The organism is Campylobacter sp. RM12637 (assembly GCF_020137645.1).
In the GTDB taxonomy this organism is placed as follows: Bacteria; Campylobacterota; Campylobacteria; order Campylobacterales; family Campylobacteraceae; genus Campylobacter_E.
In genome coordinates this window covers 1-15,666 of record NZ_JACGAV010000004.1, presented here as the reverse complement: position 1 = coordinate 15,666, position 15,666 = coordinate 1, and the positions used below count along the sequence as shown (strand labels likewise).

Genomic DNA, 15,666 nt, shown 5'->3' with positions numbered 1-15,666 from the left:
CTCTATTAAGCTTAACTAGCTAATATTACTCAAAAATTTTTATTATTATAGGATTAAAAGATGAAGAATTATTACGACATATTAGGCGTTAAAAAAGACGCAAGTACTGACACAATAAAAAAAGCATATAGAAGTTTAGCTAGAAAATATCATCCTGATGTGAATAAAGACAAGGGTGCTGAAGAAAAATTTAAAGAAATTACCGAAGCTTACGAAGTGTTAAGCGATGAAGATAAAAGAAGAGCTTATGATAATCCTTCTTTTGGTGGATTTGATGGCTTTAATTTTAATTCAAGCGGTTTTAGTGGTGGATTTGAGGATATATTTTCTCATTTTGGTTTTGGAGCAGGGCAAAGTAGGTCTTATAATAAACCAGCTCAAGTTGAGTTAAAAATAAGCTTTTTAGAATCTGTTTTAGGAACTACTAGGAGCATTAATGTAAGGGGTGTTAGTTTTGATGTAGAGATTAAATCAGGCGTATTAAATAATCAAGAAATAACTATGCAAAAAGACAATCTAACATTAAAAGCAACTATTAAAATAGAGCATTCAAAAGAGTATGAGCGTGATGGAGATGACTTGACAAAAGAACTTGAAATTCCTTTAAAAATAGCTTTATTTGGTGGTAAAGTTGAGTTTGATACTCCAAAAGAGCAAGGCTTAAAAGTAACTTTAAAAGAAAATGTAAAAAATGGTGGATTAATCCGTGTTAAAGGTAGGGGAATTTATAATTCATATTCTAAAAATCAAGGGGATTTATTCTTAAGAGCTAAGGTGGTTTTGCCTGATATTAATACGCTTGATGATAAGTTAGTTAAAGCTTTAAAAGATTATTTATAAAAAGGAGGAAATATGCACTATGATGAACCGGTATTTTTAATTTCTGTAGTATCAAAGCAATTAAATATTCATCCACAAACTCTAAGACAATATGAAAGAGAAGGCTTGATTGAGCCTAATAGAACCTGTGGAAAGGTTAGAATGTATTCGCAAAGAGATGTAGATAGAATTAAATTAATCTTAAGATTTACAAGGGATTTGGGGGTAAATTTAGCTGGAGTTAGCATTATTTTAGAGCTTAAAAGTCAAATAGCAGATTATGAAGAAATGCTAAGTGGTTTAAAAGAAAAGCCTAAGAAAAACGCCTTAATTAAACAAAATCAAAAATACGATGTGATATTTTATGATGATAAAGGTAGTAGCTAATGCAAGAGTTCTTAGAAATATTTTTAATTACAAGTGCTATTGCGATTATTTTAAATGTAGTGCTTAAAAAATTTAGCATACCAACAATTATTGGTTATATTGCAACTGGCTTTATTATTGAAGAAGTATTTTTTGTAACCACTTCAGAACAATTAAGCCACATTGCAGAATTTGGAATAGTATTTTTAATGTTTACCATAGGACTTGAGTTCTCTATCAAACACCTTTTAACTATGAAAACCGATGTATTTATAAATGGTGCTTTACAGATGGGAATATGTGGAATTGTGTTTGCAGTAATTTTACACCACGCATTTAATATAGCTGATGATATTGCTTTAATTATTGGCTTTACAATTTCACTTTCATCAACTGCAATAGTTCTAAAAATACTAAATGAAAATCAAGACATAAATCAGCGATATGGAAGAAAAGCTTTAGGAATATTATTATTTCAAGATATTGCAGTAATTCCACTATTATTGATGATTGATATTTTCAATCAAGATGGAGTTGCAATTAGCACTTTAGTTGTTAAGACTTTAATATCAGCTTTTATTGTGCTTTTATTATTATTTTTAATTGGAAAATATATTTATAGCAGGGTGCTTTATTTTGTATTAAAAACAAATTCTCAAGAAATATTCATAGCAACGATACTTTTCACTGTCGTTGGTGCTTCGTTTTTAGCTTCATTTTTTGGGTTTTCATATTCACTTGGTGCATTTATTGCAGGAATGATGATAGCAGAAACTGAATTTAAACACCAAATAGAAGCTGACTTAATCCCATTTAGAGATTTGTTATTAGGATTTTTCTTCATAACCGTTGGGCTTCAAATTAATATAAATATTATCATTCAGTATTGGTATATAATAATTGCACTTACAATTGGTATTATGCTAATTAAGACTTTATGTATATTTTTATTATTAAGTCTTAAAAGCACTAAAAGTGATTCGTTAAAAACTGCATTAAGCGTTAGTCAAATTGGAGAATTTGCTTTAGCAATATTTACTTTATTGGTTGCAAATAAAATGCTAGATACAAATACAGCTCAAATGCTTACTTTATCAGTAATTTTAAGTATGGTTTTATCTCCTTTTATTTTAAAAAATATAAAATCTCTTGCAAGTATTACTAATGATGAGATAATTACCGTAGCTCCTAAGATTGAATCAATGAGCGGACATTTTGTAATATTTGGATATGGCTCACTTGGTCAAGAAGTTGTGCTAAGATTAAAAACTCAAGGCATTCCTTATATCGTGCTAGAAAATGATATGAGTTTAGTTGAGCTTGGACAAAGTAGGGGAGAAAATGTTTTTTATGCTAGTGCAGAGCAAAATACAAGTTTTGATAACGCTAGTATTAAAACAAGTGCAGCAGTAATCGTTACTATTTCAAACGAACAAGTCTTAGAAGTAGTTAGTAAAAAAATACTTGATTATGACCCAAATGCTAATGTAATCATTAGAATAAATAAAGATGAATATAAAATATTTGAAGATTTAGGTGACAATATCAAAATGGTAAAAGAAGAAAAAGTGGTTGCAAGAACACTTTTACAAGAAGCATTAGTTTGCAGAATAAAACAACAATCTTAAAGGAAAAATATGAAAATAGCTACTAGAAAATCATTACTTGCTTTATGGCAAAGCGAATTTGTAAAGGCGAAATTACAAGAAATTGAGCCTAGTTTAAATATAGAATTATTAGAGCTTAGCACTAAAGGAGATGTTATTTTAGATACTCCTTTAGCAAAAATTGGTGGGAAGAATTTATTTATTAAAGAATTAGAAAACGCAATGCACGATGGGCTTGCACAAATTAGCGTTCATTCTTTAAAAGATGTTGGGGCAAGTTTGGCGTATGATTTTAAACTTGCTAGTATTTGCAAAAGAGAAACTCCTAATGATGTTGTGGTTTTTCGTGGAAATGAAAAATCATTAAATGAACTAAAACAAGGTGCAAAAATCGGCACAACAAGTCTTCGCCGTCAAATGCAATTAAGATTAATTAGAGATGATTTTTCTATTCATTCATTAAGGGGAAATCTACAAACTAGACTTAAAAAATTAAAAGATGGCGAATTTGATGCGATAGTTTTAGCTTATGCAGGACTTAAGAGATTAAATCTTTTAGATGAGTTAAATTATGAGATTTTAGATACAAAAATTATGATACCTTCAGCAGGTCAAGGTGCTGTTGCGATTGAGAGTATTAATGATGAAAAGGTGTTAAATCTTGTATCTAAATTAAATTGCCCTAAAACAGCATTATTATGCAAAATTGAGCGTGATTTTACTGCTACTTTAAATGGTGGTTGTGGTGCTCCAATAGGAATTAATGCAGCTTTTATTGATGATGAGATTATTTGCGTAAATGCGATTATTGGCTTAATTGATGCTAGTAAAATTATAAAAATGCAAAGAAAGATTAATCAAGCAAATGCAAGTGATTTTGGGGTAGTTTTAGCAAAAGAATTTATAAAGCACGGAGCTTTAGAAATTCTAGCTGAAAATGAAGAATTATTAAAAGAAATGCTATGAAAAATTATATAGAAAAATTAAAAAAAGAAAATCTTTTAAAGATTATAAATACACCTTTAGATGTTGAGTTAGAAATCGCTCATTTAGCTTATTTAGAAGCTAAAAAGAGTGATTCAAAAGTTTTGTTATTTACAAATCCAAAAAAAGGCAATATAAATTATGATATGCCAATTATTATGAATGTTTTTGCAAATAGCAAAGCACTTAATTTGGTTTTAGGTAAAAATCCTGATGAGATTGCAGATGAGATTGAGAGCTTATTAAAGCTACATATTCCACCTACATTTGGTGCTAAATTAAACCTTGCAAATAAATTATTTTCTTTAAAAAATATAGCTCCAAAAAGAGAAATAAACAAAAATGCACCTTGTAAGCAAAAAACATATTCTCTAAATCAAATTCCAATCCTTAAAACTTGGGAAAAAGATGCAGGTGCATTTATTACGATGGGTCAGGTTTATACCAAAAGTCTTGATGGTAAGCAAAATAATTTAGGAATGTATCGTTTGCAAGTATTAGATGAAGGGTATTTGATAATGCATTTTCAACTTCATAAAGATGCTAATAATTTCTTTTACGAATATAAAGCTGCAAATAAAAAAATGCCAATAGCTATTGCAATAGGCGATGACCCACTTCATATATTTTGCGCTCAAGCACCATTGCCTAAAGGTATATTTGAATTAATGCTTTATGGATTTATTAAAAAACAAGGAGCAAAATTAGTTAAATGTGATACTAATGATTTGTATGTTCCAAGTAATAGTGATTTTGTAATAGAAGGCGAAATTGATGTAAATCATTTTGCTATTGAAGGTCCATTTGGCGATCATACGGGATTTTATACTCCGCAAGGTAATTTTCCTGTTATGAAAATTACAAAAATTACAGGCAAAAATGAGCCAATTTATAATGCAACCGTAGTTGGTAAACCACCTTTAGAAGATAAATGGATGGGGTATGGAACAGAGAGAATATTTTTACCATTACTTAAGACAACTTGCCCTGATTTGATTGATTATTGTATGCCTGAAAATGGTGTTTTTCATAATCTAATCTTAGCTAAAGTAAAAAGCAATTATGATGGTTTAGCATTAGCTAATATGCACGCATTTTGGGGAGTAGGGCAGATGAGTTTTGTAAAAAATGCTATTTTTGTAGATGAGAATGCACCTAGTCTGAATGATTATCCTAAAATTACAGAATATATTTTAAATAATTTCTCTCCTAAAAAATTATTATTAAGTTATGGATTATGCGATGAACTAGATCATTCTAGCACTAAATTAGGTATGGGTGGTAAGTTAGGGCTTGACGCTACTTCAAAATCTACTTATAAAGCTCATACCTTTAAAGTAGAAAAACAAGAAATGGATAAAGCAAGTTTTAAACCAAATCTTAAAAATTTATTAGATGATTTAAAAGAATTTGGTTTATACGAATACAACATTTTCTATCCTGAAGCAAAAACACAAATTACATGCATAAGCTTAGATAGAAAGCATAATTTAGACACTATTTATAATGCTTGCAAAAATAACTTAGGTGGGATTGTTGTTTTATTTGATAAAGGAGTTAATTTAAATAATCCTTATATGTTAATTTGGAGAGCGTTTAATAATTACGACCCTAGCACTGATATTAAAATAGATGATAATGGGATTTTAGTTGCAGCGTATTCAAAAGGCGAAATAGATGGCTATTTAAGCGAATGGCCTAGCACAACTGATTGCAATAAAGATGTAATAAATAAATTAATAGATTTAAAATTATTAGAAAATGATGAAAAATTTTTCAAAAGCTATGAAGTTTTTTAAACTTTAGCCGATTTAGAAAAAAGCTTATTAAAAGGAGATAGTAATGGAGATTTTTAAAGCAGCGAGTTCTCAATATGATACTCAACTAAAAGCTAGTGCAGAAACAACTAAAATGCGCCCAGTTGAGCAAACCCATATTGAAACAAATTCAGGTAAGCAAAAAAATGAAGAAATAAACAAGGAAATAACAAAAGAAAAGCTTGATGAATCTATTAAAAAATTAAATGAAAATATGGAAGAATTACAAACTGATGTAAGATTTGGTTATAACGATAAAATCAATCAAATGTATGTAGATGTAATCGCTACAAAATCAGGTCAAATTATTCGTAAAATTCCAAATGAAGAAGTAATTAAGCTTAGCGAAAGTATGAAAGAAGCAATAGGAATTATTTTTGATAAAAAAAGTTAATTGCTTTAAAGAATTTAAAAGGAGTTAAATATGGGAACAGGTTTAGGATTAATAGCAGGAGCTAATAAATTTCAATTTAAAGAAAAATATGACGCTTTAAAAGCAAACGAGCAAAAATCTTTATTAGCAATACCTAATAAAAAACTATCTGATACACAAGCAAAGCAAAAGGATTTAACAGATTTAACAACACTTTTAGGCAGTTTTAAAGGTGATATATCTTCTTTAGTAGAAGGAGAAGCATTTTCTAAAAGTAAAGTAGATGCTACAGGTGAGAGTGCTAGTATGACTACTACTAAGGGTGTTAAAGTAAGTGATTTTGACATTAATGTTAAACAACTTGCTACAAAAGACGCTTATCAGACTAATTCTTTTTCTAGCGAAACTTATGGCATATTTAACGATGTTGGTATTATTAAAAGTGATGGTCAAAAAGAAATGCTAAAAGAAGCAGAGTTTAAAATCACTGTAAATAAACAAACATTTACTATTAAGGTAAATTCAGGGGATTCTTTACAAACTTTAAATGACAAAATTCTATCAGCTACAAATGAAAACAATAAAAAATTAAGCGATTTTGTAAGCACTAAGGTTTTAGATACAGGTCATGATAATTATAGGCTTATGATTACAAGTAAAGAAGCAGGAGTTGATAATGAAATAGTATTTGGAAGTGCTTTTAAACTTGACGACCCTAATACAGCAGAGTTTTCAAAAGCAGTTCTTAAAAAGCTTGGTTTATTAGACGCTGCAAATGCTAGTGCTGCTAAAACAGAGCTTAAAAAAGCTAACGAGCAATTAGACGCATCTAAAGTTATTTTAGGTGGTAGTGGATACTTAGAAAATATTCAAAAACAAGTTTCTGAATTAAGTAGTGAAAAAAAATTAACATATAAAGCTTTTGTAAATGACCCAAGTGGTGGTGATAAAATTGTTGAGAAGGATATTGAATTTACTATTAATAAAGATACAGATTTGTCTAAGTTAAGTGATGATGAGAGAAAAGCAGTTTTTGCTGAATTTAAAGATAAAACTGATATGACTCAACAAACAAAAAACTGGGTTGAATATATTAAAAATACCGGAGAAGAATTAAATATTTCATACAAAGATAGTGCTACTAATCAAATGAAAGCAGTTAGTATAAATAAAGCTACTGATTTTGATAGTTTAACAGAAGAACAAAAGAAAGGAATTCAAGAATTTTTTGAAACTTCTAGGGAAAATTATTTTATAAATGAATTAGATGTAAAAGCTGCTCAAACTAAATATGATGGAATTGATGCAAAATCAAACCATGTTCAAACAGCGCAAGATGCTAAGTTTATTTATGAAGGTATTGAGATTAGCAGAAGCACAAATACCATTGATGATTTAATAATTGGAGCAAAAATTTCTCTTAAAAAAGAAGGTATTACCAACTTTAAAGTAAGCGATGATTTAGATTCTTTAACAGAGCATTTAACTACTTTTACAACGAATTATAATTCTATAGTTAATTCTCTTGCTACCTCAACAGGTTTTGATAAAGAGAAAAAAACAGCAGGAAGTTTGCAAGGAATTAGCGAAGTAAGTAAGCTAAAAACAATGTTATCATCAATGATTACTAAGGCTGATTCAAATGGAATTAGTTTATCTGGTATGGGGTTTGAGCTTAATGAAAAAGGAATTTTAACTTTTAAAAAATCAAAATTTGAAGAAGCTTATAAGAAAAATAGCGAAGGAATTAAAAATTTCTTACAAGGTAGCGTAAAATACCAAGAATTAAGCACTACAAGTAAGACAATTAGTCAAAAAGTAGCTTTAGCTGAAGGGGATTTGAAGATAAATGGTAAGGAAATTACCTTTAAAAAAGAATTCCTAGATAAATTAAATGATAAAGACAATAAGATTACTCAAGAAGAGTATATAAATAAATTAATTGAAGCTATTAATGATGCGAAAATAGATGGTGTAACGGCTAAATTAGGTAAAGAAAATAATATTATTATTACAAGTGATGGAAAAAATGCACTTGAAATAGGTGGTTCTAGCGAGAAGTTATTACAACTTGGTTTAGAAGAAAAAACAATAAGAACTATTAAAACAGAGCAAACAGGAGTGTTTAGAACATTTAAAGATACTTTAGATAGTATGGTAGGCACTGATGGAACTCTTACTAAATATAATAAAAATTTAGAAGATGATGTTAAGAAGCTAAATGAAGAAATCAAAAAAACCAATGAAGAAATTGAGAAAAGATATGAGATTTTAGCTACTAGACTAAGTATGTATGATGTTATTTTAAATAAGCTTGATAATCAAAGCCAAACGATTACAGCTTTAACAAATGCAGCATTTGCTAATAAATAAGGAATATAAATGGTAAGTAATGCTTATGCGAGTTATTCTCATAACAATATTTCAATTGAGAGTAATGAGAAAATGATTGAGCTTTTATACGAGGGCATACTTAGATTTTGCTCTCGTGCCAAAAAAGCCATAGAAAAAAACGATATAGAAGCCAAATGTAAAAATATTAAAAAAGCCACAGCAATTTTTGTTGAGCTATTAAATTATTTAGACTTTAGTCAAGGCGATGTTAGTTATTATTTACAAGGGCTTTATTCTCATCAAATTAGCACACTTAGTAAGGTAATAATTGATAGCGATACTGCTAAATTGGATGAAGTTATGAAAGTTGCTAATGGTTTGCTTGAAGCTTGGCGTGAAGTAAATCAAATGGAACTTTAAAATCAATAAGTTTGAAAAAGAATTTGAGTTAAGTTTGAAAAAGAATTTGAGTTAAGTTTGAAAAAGAATTTGAGTTAAGTTTGAAAAAGAATTTGAGTTAAGTTTGAAAAAGAATTTGAGTTAAGTTTGAAAAAGAATTTGAGTTAAGTTTGAAAAAGAATTTGAGTTAAGTTTGAAAAAGAATTTGAGTTAAGTTTGAAAAAGAATTTATAGAATTTAGAATTAATTCTAAATTCTATTAGCTAAGCTTATTGCTTAGCTCTTTGTTTTTCCCAATCTTCCCAACTATGTGGAGTTGTGTCCTTTAAATCATATAAAGTTTGTGCTAAATCTTTATGCCCTACATGTTTATGACAATCGGTGCATTTCATCTCATCAGCACTACCTTTAAAACTTAGATAGGTAAGATGGATTGGTAATGTGCTTTCATTGTCTTTTACGAAAGCATTTTCGTGGCATTTTAGACAAGAGCTATCAAAAGTATAATTTTTTCTAGCGTGTTCTCTATTTGCTAGCCAATCTTTTTTAGTTGGGTCTTTTGTTAAAGTTGTAAAGCCTTCTGCTATTCCGTTTTTAGCTTTAGTTAATAAGTATTTTGCCAAATTATCGTGTGGTAAATGACAATCAGCACAATTAACTACCACTCCTTTAGGATTTTTAGCCCCGTGTATATCATCATTAACATTTGTGATTGCTATAGGTCCATCCCAAGAATGGCAACTTCCACAAAACGGATATTTGCCTGTTACATGAACAATTTTTTCTCCTAAGAATACTAAAACAAGAGTTATGATTACTATCATACAAGTAAAAGCTATTTTATTTTTCATGTATTCTCCTTTATTTTACTTTTAAATTTTTTAAGATTTCTTGGCTATGGCATTTAGCACACATATTAACAGATGGCTTATGAGTTTTATGGCAATTATCGCAGTCTAATTTATCATAATGTGGGCTTTGATGAACATTGTTATTATGTCCGTAACCTGCAGTATATTCTGCTAGTTTTGAATAATCCCCGTGGCATTTTATACAACTATTTAGCATAGCTGATGAATAATCTTTCGCTTGTGCTTCTAGGTGGCAATCATTACACTTAAGATTTAATTTTTTATGAATTCCTTTAACTTCATAGGCTTTTTCACTAAAATCTACATTTACTTTTCCTAACGAATCCTTCAATACATTTTCATTTGCAAATAAAAAACAGGCAAATAAACATATAATAGTAATAAATCTCATTGCTAACCCCTTAATAAATTATAATTTTTTGCTAGAGTATTTCCAGCTCTTTTTCCATAAACTAAGCAATCTAAAACCGCATTAGAACCCAATCTATTATATCCGTGTCTTCCGCCAGTAATTTCTCCACACGCATACAAACCTTGAATTAATTGCATATCATTATCATATACTTCACAATCTTTATTAGTTTTTACTCCACCCATACAATGATGAACTTTTGGTCCTGGTCTTGCAGCAAAAAATGGAGCTTGTTCTATTTTTATATACTTTCCTTTGTAATCTGAAAAATTACGATTAAATTCTGGGTCTTTATAATCTTTATCTTTTGAAGCAAGTTCAACATATTCATTGTATCTTTTTAACTGCTCTAAGAAAGGCTCTTTATTGATATTATAATGAGCTATTAATTCATCCATTGTTTCAAATTGTTTTACAGCACCAACTAATAAGCCCCTATTTAAATCTTCTATATCAACCGTTTTAGTGCCATTTATATCCATAATTAAAACAGGTGGATTTAAACCTTTTTCATTCATAGCTAATATCGCATCGCTACCTTGTTTTCTATCAGTAATTTCATTTACAAATCTTTTTCCTGTTTTAGGATTTACCATCATTCCATAAGCATAAGCCCTAGTAATCCATCTATAAGCAAATCCAAAACCGCCTTCATCTTGACTTGTTACGTGCATACTTTGAATATATTGCATATCTATGAATTTAACATTATCATTTATTAGTTTTTGTGCTGTGTAGCCAGTAGCTCCTAAATGATTTGTGGTTAATACATCATCTCTTAAACTAGAATCAAATATTTGTCTAAATTTTAAATCAGCTCCCCAACCACCAGTAGCTAAGATAATACCACCAAAGGTTCTATAATATTTAGTAATTCCACTTTCATTGTTTTTTTCTTCATATCCACGCTCAAAGTTAAATTGATATTTTTCTCTTACTTTAATTCCAACAACTTTATGATTTTTATCATATAAAATATCATCCATTATAACTCTTGTTAAAATCTTACCGCCTCTATTAAGAATTTGTTCTTGTAATGGTCTTGTGATATAACTACCTGCACCTGCTGAATGAGAGCGTGGAACACTATGACCACCACTTCTACTAACCCACTTAAAATTAACTCCATTATCTATAAGCCAATCAAGAGTTTTTACTCCATCATTTATCATAATATTTACTAATTCTAAATCATTTAAATTCTTACCACTTTTTAATGTATCTTGTATGTGTAGATTAATATCATCAACTATTCCATCTCTAGCTTGTAATTTTGAGCCAGCAACAGCCATTGAACCACCTGAATAAGCCGAGTTACCACCTAAATAAGGCATTTTATCAATCATAACAACATTTTTAATACCATTATCCAAAAGACTTAGCATAGCTGCACTTCCTGCAAAACCACTTCCAATTACTATTGCATCATAATATTCATCCCATTTTATATCATCAATATCTATACTATTAGATAAAGCAATATTAGGCATTAAAATAGAGCCATACACTAAGCCAGAAAACTTTAAAAAGTCTCTTCTATCTTTAGTTTTCATAAAACCTCCTAATTAAAAAATAAGTTTAATAATAATTTTATTTTAAAATAAAATATACTTAGTAAATAATAAAAATTTTTTAATAATATTTTTAATTTAATAATTATTATGAAGTAATAATAAGGATTTTTGATAAGTGATATTAACTTTTTCTTATATTAATAAATTAATATAACTAAGGTTTTTGTAAAAAGAATTTGGTTAATGATTAACAATAATTTCAAATGGTAAAATTATGTCGCAAATCAAATTAAGGAGATAATTATGTCAGTAGCAGTAGTTTTCGGAAGTGCTATGGGAAATACAGAAGGCGCAGCAGAAAAAATTGCAGAAGCACTAGGTGCTGAATTATTAAATATCGCTGATGTTGATGCTGATAAACTAAATGGTTTTGATAAATTAGTTTGCGGAACTTCAACTTGGGGTAGTGGTGACTTACAAGATGATTGGGATTCATTTGATTTTAGTGGTCTAAAATTAGCTGGTAAAACAGTAGCTGTATTTGGTATGGGAGATAGCTCAAGCTATTCTGATACTTTCTGCGGCGGTATGGGAAAACTTGCTAAAGCTTTAAAAGAAGCTGGTGCAAATTTAGTTGGCGAAGTATCAACTGATGGTTATGATTTTGAAGATTCAGAAGCAGTAGTTGATGGCAAATTCGTTGGTCTTGCATTAGATAATGACAATCAAGAAGATTTAACAGACGAAAGAATTGCAAACTGGGTAGCACAAATTAAAGCTAACTTCTAATCACGAAATAGCAAGTTTTTACTTGCTATTTTAAGGATACTTATGAAAAAGTTTTTATTATTATTTTTAGTATTTTCAATTAATTTTTTATCTGCTGATTTAATTAAAGTAGCTATGAAAAATCAACCAAATAATATAAATCCAATTTATAATCCAAATGATGATTTAGTAAATTTATTATATTTAGGTTTGTTTTATAAAAATAATAATAAAGAATTAATTCCCGCACTAGCTAATTCATACAAAATAAGTAATGATAAATTAAGATACGAATTTGAATTAAAACAAGGTCTTCATTTTATAAAAAATAATATAGATTTTGGAGAATTTACTTCAGAAGATGTAAAAACTACTTATGAAATAATTATAAATCACTTTTTTAATTCAAATTATAGTAGATTTTATAATAATATTTCTCAAATAAATATAATTGATAAATATAAAGTTGAATTTGTATTGAAGTATCCAGATAATGATTTTTTAAATTCTTTAACGCTAGGGATTATGTCAAAAAATGCTCTTATTAAATATGGTTTAAGTTGGTTTAATAGTGATGCTATTGGTCTTGGTACTTATAATTTAAAGCAATTTAACAATGAACAAATAGTTTTAGTAAAAAATCCTAATGCTATTTTTAAAGCACTTAATGATGGGGTAGTTTTTAAGTTTTATCAAAATGAAGTTCAAATAAAAAATGCTTTAAATAATGACATAATTGATGTTGGCTTGATTAATTATAAAAATATAAAAAATATTGATGATGATTTAGTATATAAGACTTTAGAATCAGATCATGCTATAGCGTTACAATTAAATAATAAAGTAATTTATGATAGGAAATTAAGATATGCAATTTCTTTGATTATTTGTAACAAATCTATTTTAAATCAATTACCGAATTTTAGTATTAATAAACATATTTTAAGTTTAAATAATAATGGTTGTGATAGAGCAGAAGCTAGAAAAATTATAAATGAATTAGGATTTTATAAAGATAAAAAGAGTATAGAATTAAATATTAATAAAGAAAGCACAGCAAATTATTATAAAAAATTAGATTTACCTTTAAAATTAGAAATTTATGTAGATAAAAACAATAAAGACTACTTAAGTATAGCCGAAAATCTTGCTATGCAATTAAAAGATTTTGGAATATTAACAGATGTATTACAAACCAACAATGATGATAATGAAGCTAGTAAGATTGTAGATATTGAAGTATATGATAGTATTAATTTTGCAACTATTTTAAATACAAATAAGATTAATAAAACTCAAGCAAAAAATACCATAAATCAAGTGCAAGAGAATTATTACAAAGAGTTTCAAGAGCAGATTAAAATGAACCCTTCTTATGTATTTTTGGTAAATTACAATTATTTTTTAGCTTATAATAAAAAAATTAAAGGTATTGAAAATATGCCAATAGGATTTAATGGAAACGGATTATTTTCTCAAGTAATTAAGTGGTATAAATATGAATAATTTCATTATTAGCTTAAAAGATTTTTTTACATTTAGATTTTTAGCATTTTCTTTATTTCCATTAATTATAAGCTCAATTATATTTGTTAGTTTATTAACACTTGCATTTAGTTATGTTGGTAGTTTAGATTTTAACGAAGAAGCTTTTAACTTTTTTTTAGGTGCGATGATACTACACGCCATACAAATATTTATTATGATAATTACTATTTCAGGTGGCGGTTTTTTAGCTTTATATTTATCTATATTTTTTGCTTTAGTTATTACTTCATTTTTAACTCCAATGATAGTTAGAGAAATCAATTTAAAGCATTATAATTACAATAAATTAGATGAAATAGGGTTAATTCAAATAACTTGGCTTTTGTTTAAAATCGTATTGAAATTCTTATTTTTTTTATTTTTTGTGCTTTTATTTCATATAATTCCTATATTAAATTTCATAGCATCATTTTTAATGTTTTGCTTAATGTTTTATTTATTTTTTAATTTTTTAATTTACGATGTGGCTAGTTGTGTTTTAAATAAAAATGATTTTTTAAGTTTTAAACCTTTTAAATTTAAATATATTTTTTGCGTATTTTTATTTTATTTGGCTTCAAATATTCCTTATGTTGGGTTTTTTCTACCTGTATTTTTTGTAATATTTCTAGCTCATTTATTATTTCAAAATGAATTAAGATTAAAACAGCCTTTAAATTGATTAAAAATAACTTTTATATTTTGATTTTTTTGTAGTATTTAATTTTATTTTTAAGGAGATTATTATGGTTTTAAACAATGAAATTATTTGTAATGTATGTAGTCTAAAAGCTAGCGAAGACGAGCACGCAGTATTTATTAGAGCTCATAAAAACAATAAGCCAGTAGATATTTGCACAAGTTGTATTCCGAGCGTAATTCACGGCTCTGGAATGGTTGTAAAAAGTGATGAAGAAATCATTAAAGATTTAGATTGATTTTAGGAATTTCATTTGAAATTCCTATGGTAATTGTATGTTATTTAGCATTTTAGAATTTTTACATAATTACTATGGCTTAATAATAACTATTTTTTACTTCATATTACTTGGTATATTCGTTTTATTTATAAAAAAGGCAGAAAAATTTATAAATGATAAAAATAAAGAAATTCAAACATTAAAAATAGATAAAGAAGATTACGAAGATACAAAAACTGATAAAAATATTTTGCTATACAAAAACTATAAATATGAAGAAGAATTATTAAAACTCAAAGATGAGTTAAAACGATTACAGACTTTAACAACTTCAGATATTAATAAAATAGCCATTGAAAAAGCACAAGAATTGATATTAGAAAAAGAAAAAGATTATGAAGAAAAATTAAAAGAATTAAATAGATACTATAAGCTAGAAAAAGATAAACTAATTCAGTCTTATGAATTAAAAATAAGTGAAGAAAAAAACGCACAAAATAAAATCAAATTAGAAAATATCAAAAAAGGCAAAAATTACGAATATCAAATAAAAATATACTATGAAAATATAGGTTATAAGGTTTTTCCAAATGGTTTTGTAAATGGTAAAAACGATAAAGGCATAGATTTAATAGCGTATAAAAATAGTGAAATAAGGCTAATTCAATGCAAGTGCTACACAAATCCACCAAAACAATATCTGCTTAGAAAATTTATAGGAGATTGTGAAGTTTTTATTAGAAACAATCCATCATTATGTGATAATAAAATAATTTATAAAGATTTTATAACAAGCTGTAATGATAAAGATTACGGAGTAGTGTGTTATTTAAGAGAATATCCAAATGAAATAAATTATCAAATCATTAACTATATAAATTAAAGCATTAAGACAATAAATAATAGATTAATAATTTTTTATTTGCTATAATTAATCTTATTTTTAAAGGTAAG

16 protein-coding genes are annotated in these 15,666 nt (G+C 27.5%); 13 read left to right on the top strand and 3 right to left on the bottom strand.

What is annotated here, in order from left to right:
- Window positions 1-60 precede the first annotated feature (60 nt).
- Genes AVBRAN12637_RS03030 through fliS form a run of 8 tightly spaced genes read left to right on the top strand, consistent with a single transcriptional unit; the run spans window position 61 to window position 8,720 of the window.
- Window positions 61-840 (top strand): DnaJ domain-containing protein, encoded by a 780-nt coding sequence (locus tag AVBRAN12637_RS03030; protein WP_214119978.1) that lies wholly within the window; start codon window positions 61-63, stop codon window positions 838-840.
- Between the two features lie 12 nt (window positions 841-852).
- On the top strand, window positions 853-1,206 hold the full coding sequence (locus tag AVBRAN12637_RS03025; protein WP_214116754.1) for a heat shock protein transcriptional repressor HspR: 354 nt from the start codon (window positions 853-855) through the stop codon (window positions 1,204-1,206).
- On the top strand, window positions 1,206-2,813 hold the full coding sequence (locus AVBRAN12637_RS03020; RefSeq protein ID WP_214116756.1) for a cation:proton antiporter domain-containing protein: 1,608 nt from the start codon (window positions 1,206-1,208) through the stop codon (window positions 2,811-2,813). The genes AVBRAN12637_RS03025 and AVBRAN12637_RS03020 overlap by 1 nt, the downstream gene beginning before the upstream one ends.
- 9 nt (window positions 2,814-2,822) lie before the next feature.
- Window positions 2,823-3,758, top strand: coding sequence for a hydroxymethylbilane synthase (hemC, locus tag AVBRAN12637_RS03015; RefSeq protein WP_214116758.1), 936 nt, complete (start codon window positions 2,823-2,825; stop codon window positions 3,756-3,758).
- Window positions 3,755-5,575: a menaquinone biosynthesis decarboxylase gene (locus AVBRAN12637_RS03010; RefSeq protein WP_336615293.1), complete on the top strand. Its 1,821-nt coding sequence runs from the start codon at window positions 3,755-3,757 to the stop codon at window positions 5,573-5,575. The genes hemC and AVBRAN12637_RS03010 overlap by 4 nt, the downstream gene beginning before the upstream one ends.
- 43 nt (window positions 5,576-5,618) lie before the next feature.
- Window positions 5,619-5,987, top strand: coding sequence for a flagellar protein FlaG (locus AVBRAN12637_RS03005; protein WP_214116763.1), 369 nt, complete (start codon window positions 5,619-5,621; stop codon window positions 5,985-5,987).
- A 30-nt stretch (window positions 5,988-6,017) separates the two neighbouring features.
- Window positions 6,018-8,339 (top strand): flagellar filament capping protein FliD, encoded by a 2,322-nt coding sequence (fliD, locus tag AVBRAN12637_RS03000; protein ID WP_336615292.1) that lies wholly within the window; start codon window positions 6,018-6,020, stop codon window positions 8,337-8,339.
- Between the two features lie 9 nt (window positions 8,340-8,348).
- Window positions 8,349-8,720: a flagellar export chaperone FliS gene (gene fliS / locus AVBRAN12637_RS02995; protein WP_214116767.1), complete on the top strand. Its 372-nt coding sequence runs from the start codon at window positions 8,349-8,351 to the stop codon at window positions 8,718-8,720.
- Window positions 8,721-8,968: 248 nt separating this feature from the next.
- Here the strand turns inward: fliS and AVBRAN12637_RS02990 are convergent, their stop codons facing one another.
- Genes AVBRAN12637_RS02990 through AVBRAN12637_RS02980 form a run of 3 tightly spaced genes read right to left on the bottom strand, consistent with a single transcriptional unit; the run spans window position 8,969 to window position 11,536 of the window.
- Window positions 8,969-9,550, bottom strand: a complete 582-nt coding sequence (locus AVBRAN12637_RS02990; RefSeq protein WP_214117904.1) for a cytochrome c3 family protein — start codon at window positions 9,548-9,550, stop codon at window positions 8,969-8,971.
- A 10-nt stretch (window positions 9,551-9,560) separates the two neighbouring features.
- Window positions 9,561-9,962 carry a cytochrome c3 family protein gene (locus AVBRAN12637_RS02985; RefSeq protein ID WP_336615291.1) on the bottom strand — a complete coding sequence of 134 codons (402 nt, stop codon included), beginning with the start codon at window positions 9,960-9,962 and terminating at the stop codon, window positions 9,561-9,563.
- A gap of 2 nt (window positions 9,963-9,964) precedes the next feature.
- Window positions 9,965-11,536: a flavocytochrome c gene (locus tag AVBRAN12637_RS02980; RefSeq protein ID WP_214120628.1), complete on the bottom strand. Its 1,572-nt coding sequence runs from the start codon at window positions 11,534-11,536 to the stop codon at window positions 9,965-9,967.
- 264 nt (window positions 11,537-11,800) lie between these two features.
- On the opposite strand from AVBRAN12637_RS02980, the gene fldA reads away from it, so the two are divergent.
- The 5 genes from fldA (at window position 11,801) to AVBRAN12637_RS02955 (ending at window position 15,595) form a co-directional block, all read left to right on the top strand.
- The gene (gene fldA / locus AVBRAN12637_RS02975; protein WP_336607219.1) at window positions 11,801-12,286 is read left to right on the top strand and encodes a flavodoxin FldA; all 486 of its coding nucleotides are present in this window, start codon (window positions 11,801-11,803) and stop codon (window positions 12,284-12,286) included.
- Between the two features lie 42 nt (window positions 12,287-12,328).
- On the top strand, window positions 12,329-13,771 hold the full coding sequence (locus AVBRAN12637_RS02970; RefSeq protein WP_336612559.1) for an ABC transporter substrate-binding protein: 1,443 nt from the start codon (window positions 12,329-12,331) through the stop codon (window positions 13,769-13,771).
- Complete coding sequence (locus AVBRAN12637_RS02965; RefSeq protein ID WP_336615290.1) at window positions 13,764-14,474, top strand: EI24 domain-containing protein; 711 nt, start codon at window positions 13,764-13,766, stop codon at window positions 14,472-14,474. The genes AVBRAN12637_RS02970 and AVBRAN12637_RS02965 overlap by 8 nt, the downstream gene beginning before the upstream one ends.
- Window positions 14,475-14,538: 64 nt before the next feature.
- On the top strand, window positions 14,539-14,730 hold the full coding sequence (locus AVBRAN12637_RS02960; protein ID WP_214117910.1) for a hypothetical protein: 192 nt from the start codon (window positions 14,539-14,541) through the stop codon (window positions 14,728-14,730).
- A gap of 37 nt (window positions 14,731-14,767) precedes the next feature.
- Entirely contained in the window at window positions 14,768-15,595 is an 828-nt protein-coding gene (locus tag AVBRAN12637_RS02955) for a restriction endonuclease (protein WP_214150618.1), read from the top strand.
- Window positions 15,596-15,666: the final 71 nt, after the last annotated feature.